The following is a 14,849-nucleotide window of genomic DNA, read 5'->3' on the forward strand; positions in this document are numbered from 1 at the left end:
TTACATTGAAATAATCCCAAACACGTTAAGTATAGCACTAATCAAAATAATAACAACAAACAGTGGGCAAAGGAATTTAATCATGAAAGAGAATACTGCTTTTCTCTTAAATGGATGATTCTCCTGCTCAACTTCTGCTTCAAGTCTTTCTACTGTCATAAACTTAGTAATAAGAACGCATGTAGCAAACGCTGCTATAGGCATCATCACTGAGTTTGTAAGGAAATCAAAGAAATCCAAGAACTGCATGCCAATGATTTTAACATTTGCAAGTGGTCCATTTCCAAGTGATGATAAACTTCCGAGAACAACCATGATAACAGCCATAACGTTTGTTCCAAACTTTCTGCTCCACTTGAATTCATCTTCAAATGTGGAAACTGCACTTTCTGTAAGTGCAATAGCACTTGTAACTGCAGCAAATAAAACAAGTGCAAAGAAAAGAATACCGATAATTCTTCCAAATCCCATGCTGGCAAAAATCTTTGGCATGGTAATAAACATAAGGGATGGACCAGCATTTAATGCGCTTTCATCTCCACCTGAGAAAGCAAACACAGTTGGGATAATCATAAGGCTTGCCATAATTGCAATTGCAGTATCAAAAATCTCTACCTGTTTTGTAGATTCCTCAATGCTAACTTCCTTCTTTACATATGAACCAAATGTAATAAGAATACCCATGGCAATTGATAGAGAATAAAACATCTGCCCCATAGCAGTAACAATTGTCATGATAGAAAAATGCTTAAAATTAGGAATGAACAAATACTTTACTCCACCAAACGCACCCGGTCTTGTTACTGAGTAAATACAAATAAGAATGGCAAGAACTACCAGGATTGGCATAACGAACTTTGATACTCGCTCAATACCATTTTCTACTCCCTTATAAATAACAAATAAAACTAATATCGCAAATACGATAAACCAAAACTCTGCATCATATCCATTTGTAATGAAATCTACAAAGAATGTATCGCTTGCAATTTCATTTACATCTGCTCTGATATATTCAAATAGATACTTACATACCCAGCCACCGATAACAGAATAATAAGGAACGATAAGAATTGGAATGATTGCATTAATCCATCCTCCTAATTCCATTATTTTGTTGTGACTTAAATCCTTGAATGCCCCTACTGGGCTTTTGTTTGTAGCGCGTCCTATTGCAGTCTCTGCAACGATCATTGTGTATCCAAATGTTAAAGCAAGAACTATATAAACAATTAAAAAGATTCCTCCTCCATATTTAGCACATAAGTAAGGGAATCTCCAAATATTTCCTAATCCTACTGATGCTCCAGCTGCTGAAAGCACAAAACCAATCTTTCCCGAGAAACTACCTCGATTACCTTTTTTCAATTAATTACTCCTCCATGTTACTTTAATACTTTAAGCTGTTAAACTTGTACAGTAACATAGTATAGCAAAAAAAATTGCTTCAAGGAAGAGCCTTGAAGCAAAAATTTAAACTTATATTATATTTTTTATTCTGGTCATTCTTTCATCCAATTCATGGTACACAGGCTCAAGTGGCCACGGCATAAGCTCTATGTATTCCTTATCACCTGGATTTAATTTTTCTAGCTGTTTTATAAAGGCTTCATCCCGTTTATATAGTAGCTTTCCAAAATCACACTGGACATATTTCTTATTAGAATTATCAACGTTTTCAGTTACTTTTCTAAAGCTAATTCGTCCAAAACTATCCTGCTCTTTGACGAAGAACGCTTTCTCGTGGGACGCCTTTGGTTCTTCCAAGCTTATCTTTCCAATATTAAGAAAATGCTCCCACATATAGCCTGCAATCTTTTCTTTTGGAATGGGATAATCAAGATTATCTGCTATCTGGGATATAGAATACCCTAAGTCAGCCAAGTGACGTACTGCCCCGCCAGCTGCTGCGTCATTTATGAAATTCGATAAGGCTTTATTAAACTCTTTCATGACCTTTTCTGTTTTTTTATTACACAAAGCTTTTCTTTGCAATTGATGCATTGAAGATGCTTGTTACTGCCAAACCAAAATGTCTCAGGATGTTTCGCATAGCCTACTTCCCATTTGATAAGAACTATAAGTGCTGTAAAGAAAAGACTCCATGAAAAGAAATTCTTTATAAACAGCATTGGGGTGAACATCATGAAATATCCCCAGTCGTAGATTCTGCAGTTAATACAGCATTTATTATGCATGATAAATGACTGAAATGGACAGAAAATTAGAATGCATATATAATCGCTCAAATAGAAAAAAACAGTCAACATCAACATATCTGCAGCACCTATTACCTTAAAGAGATACAATACTGCAAACACAGCATTAAATGTCAACCAAACTAGCATTACAATCCAAGCTCTTACATTCATCTGCTGGACAAATTCTAAAAGATCAAGCCTTGAGTATCCCTCCACCTCATCAAAGGTTTTGACATCGCCTTTAAAGTAAGCCATAGAAAGATACTTATGGGGAATGATATGCTGAAGCATCATAATCATAAAGATTCCCCACAGAACATGCAAAGCACTAATTCCATACTCCGAAATACCAAAGGTAAACTCATGGGTCATAAAACCTACCAACATCTCTTTATGAAATATGTATGCACCCAATATAAATAGAAATACAAAAACTCTGAACCCTAGATTGATTAGAGCTCTTTTCATCATCTTGGTCATGTAATAATACCTCTCACAAAACATAAACCAATAAATAAGCTAATGATTCTTTTTGCTAGCAATCTCCTGAAGCTCAAATCTATATTTCTGAGTAACCTCAGGATATTTTTCATGATCCACTTCGGATAAAAACATCTCCTTAGGTCTTACCCACAAAGAACCATCATCGTACAGCTTGCGATATACTACCATTTCTTCCTGTGTTTCAGAATCCCTAGCTATATCTTCAACTAAATAATAATCCCCTTTGAAGTGTTTGTATACTCTGTGTAAAACTAATTCTTGCATTGCGAACTCCTTGTAAATAGTATCTATATTTATTTTATTACGAGATAAATATTGTTGCAAATCCAAGAAATGAATTCATAGCAAAGAGATAAATATTACTGCAATATAAGATTGAACTCATAGATTTATAAGGATTGTTGCAAATCCAAAAAATGAATTCATAGCCCTACGGGCTATTTCATCATTTCTTGTCTTCTAATAAATTGTGCAAATAAAAAAGCTCCAAGGAAGCAAGCTTCCTGGAGCATTTTTGTAGTTGCACAATTTGCAACAATCCTTATCTCTTTGAAAACTGTGGAGCACGACGAGCGGCCTTTAAGCCGTACTTCTTACGCTCTTTCATTCTAGGATCTCTTGTAAGGAATCCAGCAGCCTTAAGTGTAGGTCTGTACTCAGCATCTACCTCAAGGAGTGCACGTGAGATACCGTGTCTGATAGCACCAGCCTGGCCAGTGTATCCGCCACCCTTTACGTTAACGATAACGTCGAACTTGTCAGCTGTGTTTGTAGCTACAAGTGGCTGACGAACAACTACCTTTAATGTCTCAAGACCAAGGTACTCGTCAATATCTCTCTTATTTATAGTGATCTTACCTGTGCCAGGTACAAGATATACTCTAGCAACTGAAGACTTTCTTCTACCAGTTCCATAATACTTTGTTGTATTCTTAGCCATGATCTACCTCCTATTAAAATGTAAGCACTTCTGGCTTCTGTGCCTGCTGCTTGTGCTCTGGTCCAGCGTATACGAAAAGCTTTGTGTACATCTGACGACCAAGTGGTCCCTTTGGAAGCATGCCCTTAACAGCGTGCTCGATAACTCTCTCTGGATGTGTGTTAAGCATATCGCGAAGAGAAGTCTCCTTCATACCACCAACATAATCTGAGTGATGATAGTAAATCTTCTGATCAAGCTTCTTACCTGTAACCTTAATCTTCTCTGCATTAACTACGATTACATAGTCACCACAATCAGCGTGTGGAGTGAAGACTGGCTTATTCTTACCTCTTAAAACCTTTGCAACTTCTGCTGAAAGACGTCCAAGTGTCTGACCCTCAGCGTCAACTACATACCATTTTCTCTCAATCTGAGATGGGTTTGGCATATAAGTATTCATGAGAATTCCTCCTTAAATAAATCTAAAGCTTCTAGTCGGTGATGTCCGGGCACTTCCTAGAATATTATAGTAAAACTCACTTCCGGGCTAACAGAAATAAGTTACCTTACTACATCAACCGTTTCATTTTACAATAGGAATCTGTATCCGTCAACCATAAAATTGGACTATATAGCATTTAATAATAATCAATTATGGACTGGGCCATATCTATTATATAAATCAATTTACTGTATGGTACTCGCCCTTTTGTGCTGTACTCTCTAATATTCAAATCTAGCTGCCTAACACTATCGCTAGCAACATACATAAGCGAATCATTAATGCTCACCTCTACTTCAAAAGTAGAACCAATAGATTTCTGAAGTATAGGACATACAATAGCCATACCGGACTTATTGTATGAATCCTTACTAATCACTAATGCCAAGTGATTAATACCATTAATTTTTATAATATCTCCCTGCTCTACCATACTTCTCTACCTACATGTTTTCCCCATTCTATTTCTGTAGAAGCCTGTAATGGCTTCCCTGATAGTTCAACATACTCCTCCAATGATCTATGTCTAAATCTAAAACCAGTAACTATTAATTCCTTAATTTGCTCATCATTAAGCTTTTCAATAACTTCCATATCCAATAGTTTCCCTTCACTTAATCCAAAAGCATATTTTCCAAGACGTTTAGCTCTTTCCTTTTTCATAACCTCTACATCCTCATAAAATACCCAGGGCTCTACATTAAAATATTCTCCAAGCTTTTCTAGAATATGATATCCGGGAGCAGTATTCCCTTTTACCCAATCACAAAAGGTCGTGTACTTGAATCCCAAATCGCTACACACCTTTTTACGAGGTTTATCCTCCACTTCTAACAAATACTTTATATTCATTGAAATATTTGCTTTCTTTTGCTTATCAACTGTTTTCATATTCGTATCACCTCGTATATATAATACGGTTATCTCGTATTCGTTGTCAATATAAAACCCTTGACTCATTAGAGCCAAGGGCTACTTAAACCTTCCCAATTCAGCTATATTATTCATATTCAATTCCAATCATAGTTAACCCATGGGCTGGAGCGGTTGGTCCAGCAAGCTCGCGGTTGCGACCACGGAATATTTCAAGCATGTACATTGGTTCCATCTCTCCTGCACCAACTTTGATAAGGGTGCCGGCGATGATACGAACCATGTTGTATAGGAATCCATCGCCTGTAAGGCGGATATGGATGACGTCGTCTTCTTTGTAGACCTTTGCTGTGTAGATGGTGCGGACACGGGATTTAACCTGTGCCTTTACTGATGAGAATGAAGTGAAATCGTGCTGACCGATAAGATAAGCTGCAGCTTCATTCATTTTATCTACATCTAAATCGTAATAATAGTGAAATGTGTCCTTGCGCTTTGTAGGGTCTGGCATCTTGCGATTTAAAATCTTATATTCGTATGTCTTACGGCAAGCTGCGTAGCGTGGGTGAAAATCATCCTCCACCTGGCAAGAATACTGAACCACAATATCGTCAGGCAAACGCTGATTCAAAGCAAAGCTGATTTTATCAGCTGGCATTCTAGAATTAGTGTCAAAGACAGCTACATTTCCAAGTGAATGCACGCCTGCATCTGTACGACTTGCTCCCATAATCGAAATTGGCTCCTGCAAAAGATCTGTAAGGGCCTCATTCAATTTCTGTTCGATTGTTACTCCATTTGGCTGAATCTGCCAGCCACTATAGTTACTGCCATCATAGGCAACTACTATCATTACTCTCATATTACAAAATAACCTTTACTGCAAAAAATAGGATGATGTAAAGGGCTACACAAATATATGCTCGCTGATCAAGTGAATTATACTTGAGAGGATGCATCTTTGTACGACCTTCGCCACCATTATAACATCTTGCCTCCATGGCAAGGGATAAATCGTTAGCTCTTCTGAAAGCTGAAACAAAAAGTGGCACTAACAGTGGCACCATGTTTTTGGCCTTTGTGATAAGTCCGCCTGATTCAAAATCGGCGCCTCTGGCCATTTGTGCCTTCATGATTTTGTCTGTCTCCTCGATGAGGATTGGGATAAAGCGTAGTGCAATGGACATCATCATTGAAATCTCATGTACTGGCACATTGAACTTTTTCATGAAGCCAAGTGATTTCTCCAAACCATCAGTAAGCTGATTTGGTGTGGTTGTAAGTGTCATAATTGATGTGCCTACAATAAGAAGAATCATTCTGCTTGTCATAAGCACTGCATTTTTAAGTCCCACATCTGAAATAGAAAGAATCCAAAATGATACTAAAGTCTTTCCAGGTGTAAGGAACAGATTAAACAGACCGGCAATAATAAGCAATACAACAATGGCCTTTAGTCCCTTTACCATAAATGAAAATGGTACGTGACTAAGCTTAATAATGCCAATCATTGCCAACAAAACTATTGCAAATAAAACTGCATTGTCTGCTGAAAACAATGTGATGATAAAAATCAATGTAGAAAACAGCTTCACTCTTGGATCCAGTGAGTGAAGAACTGATTCTGCTGGATAATATTGTCCTAATGTAATTTCTCGTAGCATATTTATAATCCTTTTTTAGTCCAAGCCAATAAGGTCTCGGCTATTATTTACAAGCTTTCAAAATGGATTCTGTTGCTTCTGAAACTGTTGTTGCAGAGGCATCAACATCATAACCCATTTCCTTTAAATCATTCATAACATATGTTACCTGTGGAGCGGCAAGTCCCATCTTTTCAAGCTCCTTGTAGTGAGCAAAGACTTCCTTTGGTGTGCCATCGAAAGCTGGACGACCTGCATCCATTACGATGATACGGTCAACGTAATTGGCCACATCCTCCATGGAATGAGAAACCAGGATAACTGTGTCTTTTCGTTTTTCATGCATATCTGAAATAAGACCAAGTATATCATCTCTTCCCTTTGGGTCAAGTCCTGCTGTTGGCTCGTCCAAAATAAGCACAGCCGGTTTCATTGCAATTACACCAGCAATAGCAGCTCTTCGCTTTTGACCTCCTGAAAGCTCAAATGGAGATGCAAGATATAGCTCTTCTGGAAGCTTAACTAGACCAAGTGCCTCATATGCACGCTTGATTTGTTCCTTTTCATCAAGTCCCTGATTCTTTGGACCATACTGAACATCCTTGAAAACAGTAGTTTCAAAAAGCTGATGCTCAGGATACTGGAATACCATTCCTACCTGTGTACGCAAGTCTCTGATATCAAAATCCTTGTCGTAAATATCCTGGCCATTGTAGTAGATTGTGCCTTCTGTAGCTTTTTCTAGTCCATTCAAGTGCTGAACAAGAGTAGATTTACCACTACCTGTATGACCAATGATACCGATGAACTCTCCCTCTTTTATGGAAAGGCTAACATCGTCTAGGGCCTTTACTTCATAGGCTGTATTTGGCGAATACTTGTATGAAACATGATCAAGTATTAACACATTCTTTTTATCAGCAGCATCTTCTGCCACAGGCTTTTCTGCAACCCGCACACCTGATGCCTTTTTCATTCCAAGCTGTGCAAGAGCATCTACAAGCTCCTGTCTTGTAAGGACACATTCAGGAAGATTGAGCCCTGCTTTTCTAAGCTCATGAGCAAGAAGTGTAACCTGAGGAACATCCAAGCTGTGCTCCTTGAGAAGCTCAACATCCTTGAAAATCTCCCTTGGTTTGCCTTCCATGAAGACCTTGCCCTTTTCCATTACGTAGACATAGTCGGAGTCTACAACCTCTTCCATGTAGTGAGTAATCAGGATAACAGTAATCCCCTTTTCACGGTTGAGAGTGTGAACTGCGCGAAGCACGTCTGCTCGTCCATCAGGATCAAGCATGGCTGTTGGCTCATCCAAAATGATACATTTAGGCTCCATCGCCATAACGCCAGCTATTGCTACTCTTTGCTTTTGGCCACCTGATAGTTTGTTTGGAGAATGAGCCTTATACTTTGTCATTCCAACCATCTTTAAAGACTTATCAACTCGTTCCACAATCTGTTCTGTAGGAACGCCGATATTTTCTGGACCGAAAGCCACGTCCTCTTCTACAACACTGGCTATTATTTGATTATCAGGATTTTGGAAAACCATACCTGCAGTCTGACGTACTGCAAATGTGTACTCATCATCAGATGTGTTCATCTCGTCTACCCAGATTGTGCCCTCTGATGGAGTAAGAAGCGCATTAATGTGCTTTGCGAATGTAGATTTGCCTGAACCATTGTGTCCTAAAATAGATATGAACTGTCCTGGTTCAACGTTGAGATTAACGTGGTCGAGGGCGAGCTGAATGCTCTCCACGTTGCCCTCTTCGTCACGTCTAATATATTCATGTACTAATTCTTTTGACCTTATTATTGCCATGGTACCCACTATTCCTTCCAGTTGAGTCTATGCAAATTGCCCTCAGTTTCAAGTCCGAGGAAATCATTCTGTCTCAGTGCTTCGTATAAAACAACGGCTACTGAATTTGATAAATTAAGTGATCTAATATCGTGTCCCATTGGAATACGAACGCAATTCTCCTCATTTTCTACAAGGATTTCTTCAGGGATACCTGCTGATTCCTTGCCAAACATAATGTAGCAGTCTGGTTCATAATTCACCTGGGTATGTGTCCTTTTGGCTTTTGTAGTAGCCATATAAACCTTTGCATCAGGATTCTTTGCCTTGAAATCTTCCCAATCATCATACCGGAATACTTCTAGCTTATCCCAATAATCCATGCCTGCTCTTTTCACCGTCTTGTCTGTGAGCACAAAACCAAGTGGCTCAATCAGATGAAGACGTGTGCCTGTGGCACAGCATGTACGCCCTATGTTTCCAGTGTTTGCTGGAATTTCAGGCTCATGTAAAACTATGTTTAACATTACAAATACCTACGTCAGTTACAGCTACAAGCCTTAGTATTTCTCCGGTCGACATCACGTCTCCCTTGAGAAATCTAAGAGCTTGATGCTTACTGACTTACTCTTTCTAAATTAATTCGCTCTCAATTCTTCCACGAACTCTTCGATGCGGTCCATGGCGCGCTTAAGATTTTCCAGGGAGTATGCATATGAAATACGCACATTTCCCTCGCCACTTTCTCCGAAGGCTGTACCTGGAACTACCGCAACTTCCTTTTCTCGAAGAAGTCTTGTACAAAATTCTTCTGAACTCATTCCGAATTCTGCAATAGATGGGAAAATGTAGAATGCTCCGTATGGTTCGAAACATTTAATTCCCATTTTTTTGAAACGATTCACAAGATATCTACGTCTGTCATTATATTCTTCACGCATGTTTGCAACATCCTCGTCGCAATCGCGAATAGCTGTAACAGCTGCATACTGACTTGTGGTAGGCGCACACATAATAGCAAACTGATGAATCTTTGTCATCTGCTTTACAAGGATTTCTGGTGCACATACATATCCCAATCTCCATCCAGTCATAGCATGGCTCTTTGAGAAACCATTGATGTAGATTGTACGCTCCTTCATTCCCGGGAAGCTGGCAATTGAAACATGTCCTTCACCAGTGTATGTAAGCTCTCCGTAGATTTCATCTGTAAGAACAAATAAATCGTATTTTTTAACAAGCTCTACTATAGGCTCCAAATCTGCTTTTTCCATAACAGCACCTGTTGGGTTGTTTGGGAAAGGCATAATAAGAAGCTTTGTCTTGTCTGTGATGGCTGCCTCAAGCTCATCTGGCTTAAGTCTGAATTCGTTTTCTTCCTTAAGATTGATAGGCACTGGTTTACCACCTGCCAAAATGGTACAAGGCTCATAAGAAACATAGCTAGGCTGTGGAATAAGAACCTCGTCACCTGGATCAAGCATAGCTCGAAGTGCTATGTCGATACCCTCTGATCCACCAACTGTCATAAGCATTTCAGTAAGTGGATTGTATTCTAGATTATAATGACGCTTTAAAAAATCAGCGATTTCAATACGAAGCTCCTTTAAACCTGAGTTTGAAGTGTAGAATGTACGGCCTCTCTCAAGAGAATAGATTGCTTCGTCTCTAACCTTCCATGGTGTGTCGAAGTCTGGCTCGCCAACACCAAGGGAAATAGCATCTGGCATTTCTGCAACAATGTCAAAAAACTTACGGATTCCAGATGGCTTGATTTCTGTAATAGTTTGATTTAAAGGATTTCTCATAAGCTCACCTTCTCCCTCTCATCAACATGCTTTTCCGCCATAATTATGCCGTGGTCCTTGTATTTCTTAAGGACAAAGTTTGTCTGTGTACTAAGCACTGAATCAAGTGGAGAAAGCTTAGCAGAAACAAAGTCTGCAACCTCTCTAAGTGTGTGGCCCTCAATTGAAACCATAAAATCGTAACTGCCTGAGATCAAGTAAACAGCATCAACTTCAGGATAATTGTAGATGCGCTCAGCTACCTTATCAAAACCCATACCTCTCTGAGGTGTAACGCGTACCTCGATAAGAGCTGAAACCTTTTCTACGCTTGCCTTATCCCAATTGATAAGTGTAGGATAACCGCAAATGATATGCTCGTTTTCCATAGCCTCAAGCTCGTTCATGATTGTAGCTTCGTCTGTGCCAAGCATCATAGCTAAATCTGCTAAATCAATCCTACTGTTATGTTCAATGTAAGTTAAAATCTTTTCTCTCATTATAATCACCCCTAAACTTTCTTAGCTAATGTACGTTATACAATGCGTCTGTTTTTGGTGGCTCAAGGAATCGTTCCTCATCACCATTTATTACACGCTTATCATTCGAAGAGTTGGACTTCCCGATAATGGCGGATGCTACCCCCGCATCACGAAGCTTTCTAACAAGCCCGTTGCCATCCTCGGTTGCGATTAGCATCGCTCCTGAAGAAATTAACTCGTATGGATTAATTCCGAAAAACTCGCAGACTTCGATAGTCTCCTGCTTTACTGGAATGGCTTTTAAATCAACATCAAGGCCAACACCTGAGGCCTCTCCCATCTCCCAAAGTGCACCAAATATGCCGCCTTCAGTAACATCGTGCATAGCTGCCACTCCGTGTTCTACGGCGATGCGACTTTCTGGAAGAACGCTAAGGTACTGATCAAAGCCCTTTGCTGTATCAATTAATGATTGTGGCAAACGCTCTAGCAATTCCTTTTCGTGGTCCTTTGCAATGATGGATGTTCCTTCAAGGCCAATCCACTTTGTAAGAACAATATCCATGCCCGGCTTTGCTCCACCTGTGGAAATCATCTGGCCTTTCTTGACCTTGCCAACTGCTGTCACCGAAATGAGTGGCTGATTGACAGCCTCTGTAACCTCTGTGTGACCGCCGATAACCTGGACATTATAGCGCTTGCAGGCTGCATCAACCTGCTCCATAATTGCCTTTAGCTTTGCCTCCCGCATACGTGGTGTGAGAAGCACTGTAAGAAGGATGCCGATAGGCTCTGCACCTGCACTTGCCAAATCATTTACAGAAATGGTAACTGCAAGCTCTCCAATATCAGAAGCTGTGCCGGTGATTGGGTCTGTTGAAAGAACGATTTCTTCGTCTGGACCAACACTAAGTGTGGCGCAATCCTCACCAATTCCTGGACCATTGCCAACCTCTGGTCGTTTTACATGTAATTGTTTAATGACGGAGCGCTTAAGAACGCTCTCTGGTAATTTTCCAATTTCCATAATTATATTTCTGAGTTGTCTGTAACTGTTGTGTCTGTAGTAGTGTCTGTTGTTGTATCTGTAGTGGTGTCTGTAGTGGTATCTGTTGTATCCGATGTAGGATTTGTAACAGAATACTTTGGAGTGATTTCAAACGGTGTTGAATTAACTACTCCTGGTGCATACAAGGAAATAGCCGCTGCTATTGTGGCTGCATCCTGTGTATTTACCGCCTGAAGCATAGCATATGAAAGATTTGGGTCTATCGATGCTATACCTACAGTAACTGTTCTGTTGGATGGATTGTAACGGCTGTTGTTGTAAACATCACGGCTTACCTCCTCACCGTTTTCATAAACAATCTTCCAAAGACGAGCTGTGTATCCTGTGTGGCCACTGACTGTAGTAGTCATTTTACCGAGTGGTACATTTGGATCTGCAACCCATGTGGTAGCCTGAACATTCACACCTGTAATTTCTGTTTCGTATTCAACGCTGTGTCCAGCATCATCCTCTTCCTTACCGTAGATATTGAAATATGCATTGTTGCCATCACAATATCCTTCGATATAGATAGGATAATTTTTATTATTTCGAATCTGGAAGTCCTTTCCACCAGATTCCGCAATAGCCGCATCCTGTGAAGGTGGCACGTATGTGACAATCATGGAGTGACATGAACGAGTAACAACCTCAAGCTCTGCCGCTCTAACTGCACCATATAAAGTAGTAGAAACCTGGCAAATACCTCCACCGTAAGTCTCTACAGTAGTTCCATTTTCGTATGAGCCTGCAAGCATGTATCCATTTTCTGCTGAGAATGGTGTGATTGTATTAAGCACTGAAAATTCATCCCCTGGATAAAGGATTGTGCCATTTATAAATCCAACACCATTTGCAACGTTGTTTTTGCGAGCTGCGGATGATGAGCTGTAATCTGTGCTATAGCTTCCAAGTAAATCTGTGATTTCGGCAAGCTCTTCTTTGCTGCCTCTAGGCTCTTTGACCTCTGTGGCAAGTGCTATTGTGGCTGCACTTCCATCCCAACTGTTTTCAATATAATCAACAATGATAGCTGCTGATTCTTCTATTTGAACAACTACTCCTGATGTACCTTCATGGAAAACGAATTCCCCATTTTCTCTGGTAAGATAATCATCACTGGCCTCATCATTAACCTGTGTAGATGCTGAATTCAAATAAAGGATAACGCCATCCTTATCAACTCCAAGTGACAAAGCAAAATCCTTTGTGCGGCCTTCTGCTAAATCCTGTGAAGCCTTGAACCTCTCACCAAAATTACCATATGTGCCATATGTGGCCGCCTTTTCTGTGACATCGCTATTCTTTGCTCCGATGCAGAGGTCTGCCCCTGTAGCAGAAATGGTTTGATCATTAGCCGATAAAGTGAATTCAACATCATCATACTTCGAAAAATAATCAGCTACTACTGCATCTGCCTCAGTAACTGTCATGCCACTGACTGATATGCCTGCGATGGAGATACCATCTGGAATAATTCTATCGTCTGTTTCATCTGCAACAGCCAATTCAGCCTCTTCATTGGCAAGCTCTTCGTCAGATACTGATGACTCGGATTCTTCTATTTCATCCGCCTTGACAAATGTAGAATTTGCAAAAAGACCACTAACCATGCTTGTTGCCAATAATATAGGTAATATGTTCTTTCTATTCATAACAAAATCCTCTTTACATTAGATTGTGCGCAAAGTAAACTTAGATTATAGCAGCAGCAAATGTGGTAAATACCATGCATACAAGCACTACTACAAGGATTGCTCCTGCGATTATTTGATGCTTCTTAGAACGCTTCATATAAATACCTCACTTAATATGTAAAGGAGAAACCATGGGCTTCCCAATTTTACCTTTTTTCTTATTATTCTTAATTTGGCTGACCTTTAGAATAAAGAGTCTTGATGCTAAACAAGAAAAAACGCAGAAAGATTTTTGGGACCGCGAAAGGGCCGCAAATATAACCCCTGCAAAAGATATATCTAATCTAAGATATATTACCATTCCAATAGAGAAATTTCCATTAAATTTTACTGATGACCCAAAAGTTCTTGAAATCGAAAATGAACTTCAAGAATTGTCTACACATAAGCTTTTAAACCTTACTGGGAAATCAAATACAGATCTTAAACTAGAGTATGGCGTACCTAATTTCGATACCATGACTAAAATTGGCGAGGATTTCGATAGATTATGTGTTTTACTTAATTCATACGCCAAAATCCTTAAGGAAGCCGGCCTACATAATGACGCACTTGAAGTTTTGGAATTTGCAGTTGGAATAGGCTCAGATATTAGCGAAACCTACACTCTCTTAGCTGATTATTACAGAGAAAATGGTCAGGACCAAAAGCTTGAATTTTTAAAGAGCAAAGTATCCAGTAGCGAAATGCTTCTCAAAGATTCTATCCTAAAAAAAATAGATTCATATAATTTATTGGCATAAAATAAAGTGCTTACAGAAATTTCTGTAAGCACTCTTTTTATATAATCTCTATAACTCTATGTAACAGTATCTCTACACTGACACCCCACAAAAGAGCTGCGCCAGCAACATAAGCTATTGTTTTCATTTCAAATCCAAAATGAAGACCAGTGTAAAGGCCTGCCAAAACCATCAATATAGATATGATAAGTATGATGGTTATAATCTGCCAGATTGTTGTTCCGACCAAGCCACAAGCACAGCCTGCAGCTGCTGTATAGATACATGAGACAACAACTATTTTGATGTAGTCCCAAACTCTAAGTACATCCTTGCGTTTTTCCTGTATGAATTCTCTTTTGATTGCTTTTACAATAAGACGAATGCCAAGGAAAGCTAATACTATGACTGCTACTATCTCACCATAATTCACAGGATCTGACACATATCCATTTAGTGCAAGCAGTCTGCATATAACAAAACCAATAAAGTAAAAAATCAATTCCAACCCAGCCACAACAGTACAGGCTATGACAATAGTACGCTTTCTAATGCGAGCAATCATAGCTCCCTGTATTTCCATAGCGGCAAATACATCTAATAAAATACCTGCTATCATCAGCGGGTTTTCCAACCAGCTCATATATTCCTAACTCCGTTCCTA

General features: G+C 39.5%; 18 protein-coding genes. 1 reads left to right on the forward strand and 17 read right to left on the reverse strand.

Annotated features, from left to right (window positions below):
• The 16 genes from BO15_RS0111785 to BO15_RS0111860 all read right to left on the reverse strand — a co-directional run bounded on the left by BO15_RS0111785 (position 1) and on the right by BO15_RS0111860 (position 13,421).
• Positions 1-1,368, reverse strand: coding sequence for a sodium-dependent transporter (locus tag BO15_RS0111785; RefSeq protein ID WP_033154485.1), 1,368 nt, complete (start codon positions 1,366-1,368; stop codon positions 1-3).
• A 111-nt stretch (positions 1,369-1,479) separates the two neighbouring features.
• Entirely contained in the window at positions 1,480-1,953 is a 474-nt protein-coding gene (locus tag BO15_RS0111790; protein ID WP_033154486.1) for a hypothetical protein, read from the reverse strand.
• The gene (locus tag BO15_RS0111795) at positions 1,950-2,681 is read right to left on the reverse strand and encodes a hypothetical protein (RefSeq protein WP_033154487.1); all 732 of its coding nucleotides are present in this window, start codon (positions 2,679-2,681) and stop codon (positions 1,950-1,952) included. Before BO15_RS0111795 ends, BO15_RS0111790 begins: the two co-directional genes overlap by 4 nt.
• 39 nt (positions 2,682-2,720) lie before the next feature.
• Positions 2,721-2,969 (reverse strand): DUF1653 domain-containing protein, encoded by a 249-nt coding sequence (locus tag BO15_RS0111800; protein ID WP_033154488.1) that lies wholly within the window; start codon positions 2,967-2,969, stop codon positions 2,721-2,723.
• A 277-nt stretch (positions 2,970-3,246) separates the two neighbouring features.
• A complete protein-coding gene (gene rpsI / locus BO15_RS0111805; RefSeq protein ID WP_033154489.1) occupies positions 3,247-3,645 on the reverse strand; it encodes a 30S ribosomal protein S9 in 399 nt (132 codons plus the stop codon).
• A gap of 13 nt (positions 3,646-3,658) precedes the next feature.
• The gene (gene rplM / locus BO15_RS0111810) at positions 3,659-4,087 is read right to left on the reverse strand and encodes a 50S ribosomal protein L13 (protein ID WP_033154490.1); all 429 of its coding nucleotides are present in this window, start codon (positions 4,085-4,087) and stop codon (positions 3,659-3,661) included.
• Positions 4,088-4,265: 178 nt separating this feature from the next.
• Positions 4,266-4,562 carry a type II toxin-antitoxin system PemK/MazF family toxin gene (locus BO15_RS0111815; protein ID WP_033154491.1) on the reverse strand — a complete coding sequence of 99 codons (297 nt, stop codon included), beginning with the start codon at positions 4,560-4,562 and terminating at the stop codon, positions 4,266-4,268.
• A complete protein-coding gene (locus BO15_RS13345) occupies positions 4,556-5,020 on the reverse strand; it encodes a hypothetical protein (RefSeq protein ID WP_052169914.1) in 465 nt (154 codons plus the stop codon). The genes BO15_RS0111815 and BO15_RS13345 overlap by 7 nt, the downstream gene beginning before the upstream one ends.
• 109 nt (positions 5,021-5,129) lie before the next feature.
• Positions 5,130-5,864, reverse strand: a complete 735-nt coding sequence (truA, locus tag BO15_RS0111825; RefSeq protein WP_033154492.1) for a tRNA pseudouridine(38-40) synthase TruA — start codon at positions 5,862-5,864, stop codon at positions 5,130-5,132.
• Between the two features lies 1 nt (position 5,865).
• Positions 5,866-6,666 (reverse strand): energy-coupling factor transporter transmembrane component T family protein, encoded by an 801-nt coding sequence (locus BO15_RS0111830; RefSeq protein ID WP_033154493.1) that lies wholly within the window; start codon positions 6,664-6,666, stop codon positions 5,866-5,868.
• Between the two features lie 43 nt (positions 6,667-6,709).
• Positions 6,710-8,470, reverse strand: a complete 1,761-nt coding sequence (locus BO15_RS0111835) for an energy-coupling factor transporter ATPase (RefSeq protein ID WP_033154883.1) — start codon at positions 8,468-8,470, stop codon at positions 6,710-6,712.
• 8 nt (positions 8,471-8,478) lie between these two features.
• On the reverse strand, positions 8,479-8,976 hold the full coding sequence (gene trmL, locus BO15_RS0111840; RefSeq protein ID WP_033154494.1) for a tRNA (uridine(34)/cytosine(34)/5-carboxymethylaminomethyluridine(34)-2'-O)-methyltransferase TrmL: 498 nt from the start codon (positions 8,974-8,976) through the stop codon (positions 8,479-8,481).
• Between the two features lie 111 nt (positions 8,977-9,087).
• On the reverse strand, positions 9,088-10,257 hold the full coding sequence (locus tag BO15_RS0111845; protein WP_033154495.1) for a pyridoxal phosphate-dependent aminotransferase: 1,170 nt from the start codon (positions 10,255-10,257) through the stop codon (positions 9,088-9,090).
• A complete protein-coding gene (locus tag BO15_RS0111850; RefSeq protein WP_033154496.1) occupies positions 10,254-10,736 on the reverse strand; it encodes an Lrp/AsnC family transcriptional regulator in 483 nt (160 codons plus the stop codon). The genes BO15_RS0111845 and BO15_RS0111850 overlap by 4 nt, the downstream gene beginning before the upstream one ends.
• A gap of 25 nt (positions 10,737-10,761) precedes the next feature.
• Positions 10,762-11,745, reverse strand: coding sequence for an AIR synthase family protein (locus BO15_RS0111855; RefSeq protein WP_033154497.1), 984 nt, complete (start codon positions 11,743-11,745; stop codon positions 10,762-10,764).
• 2 nt (positions 11,746-11,747) lie between these two features.
• The gene (locus tag BO15_RS0111860) at positions 11,748-13,421 is read right to left on the reverse strand and encodes a VanW family protein (protein ID WP_052169915.1); all 1,674 of its coding nucleotides are present in this window, start codon (positions 13,419-13,421) and stop codon (positions 11,748-11,750) included.
• A 173-nt stretch (positions 13,422-13,594) separates the two neighbouring features.
• Here BO15_RS0111860 and BO15_RS0111865 point away from each other — a divergent pair, with 173 nt between their 5' ends.
• Complete coding sequence (locus tag BO15_RS0111865) at positions 13,595-14,206, forward strand: hypothetical protein (protein WP_033154498.1); 612 nt, start codon at positions 13,595-13,597, stop codon at positions 14,204-14,206.
• A 37-nt stretch (positions 14,207-14,243) separates the two neighbouring features.
• On the opposite strand, the gene BO15_RS0111870 is transcribed toward BO15_RS0111865, so the two are convergent.
• Positions 14,244-14,828, reverse strand: a complete 585-nt coding sequence (locus tag BO15_RS0111870; protein ID WP_081828663.1) for a manganese efflux pump — start codon at positions 14,826-14,828, stop codon at positions 14,244-14,246.
• Positions 14,829-14,849 lie beyond the last annotated feature (21 nt).

It is taken from the genome of Pseudobutyrivibrio ruminis HUN009 (assembly GCF_000703005.1).
Classification (GTDB): domain Bacteria; phylum Bacillota; class Clostridia; order Lachnospirales; family Lachnospiraceae; genus Pseudobutyrivibrio; species Pseudobutyrivibrio ruminis_A.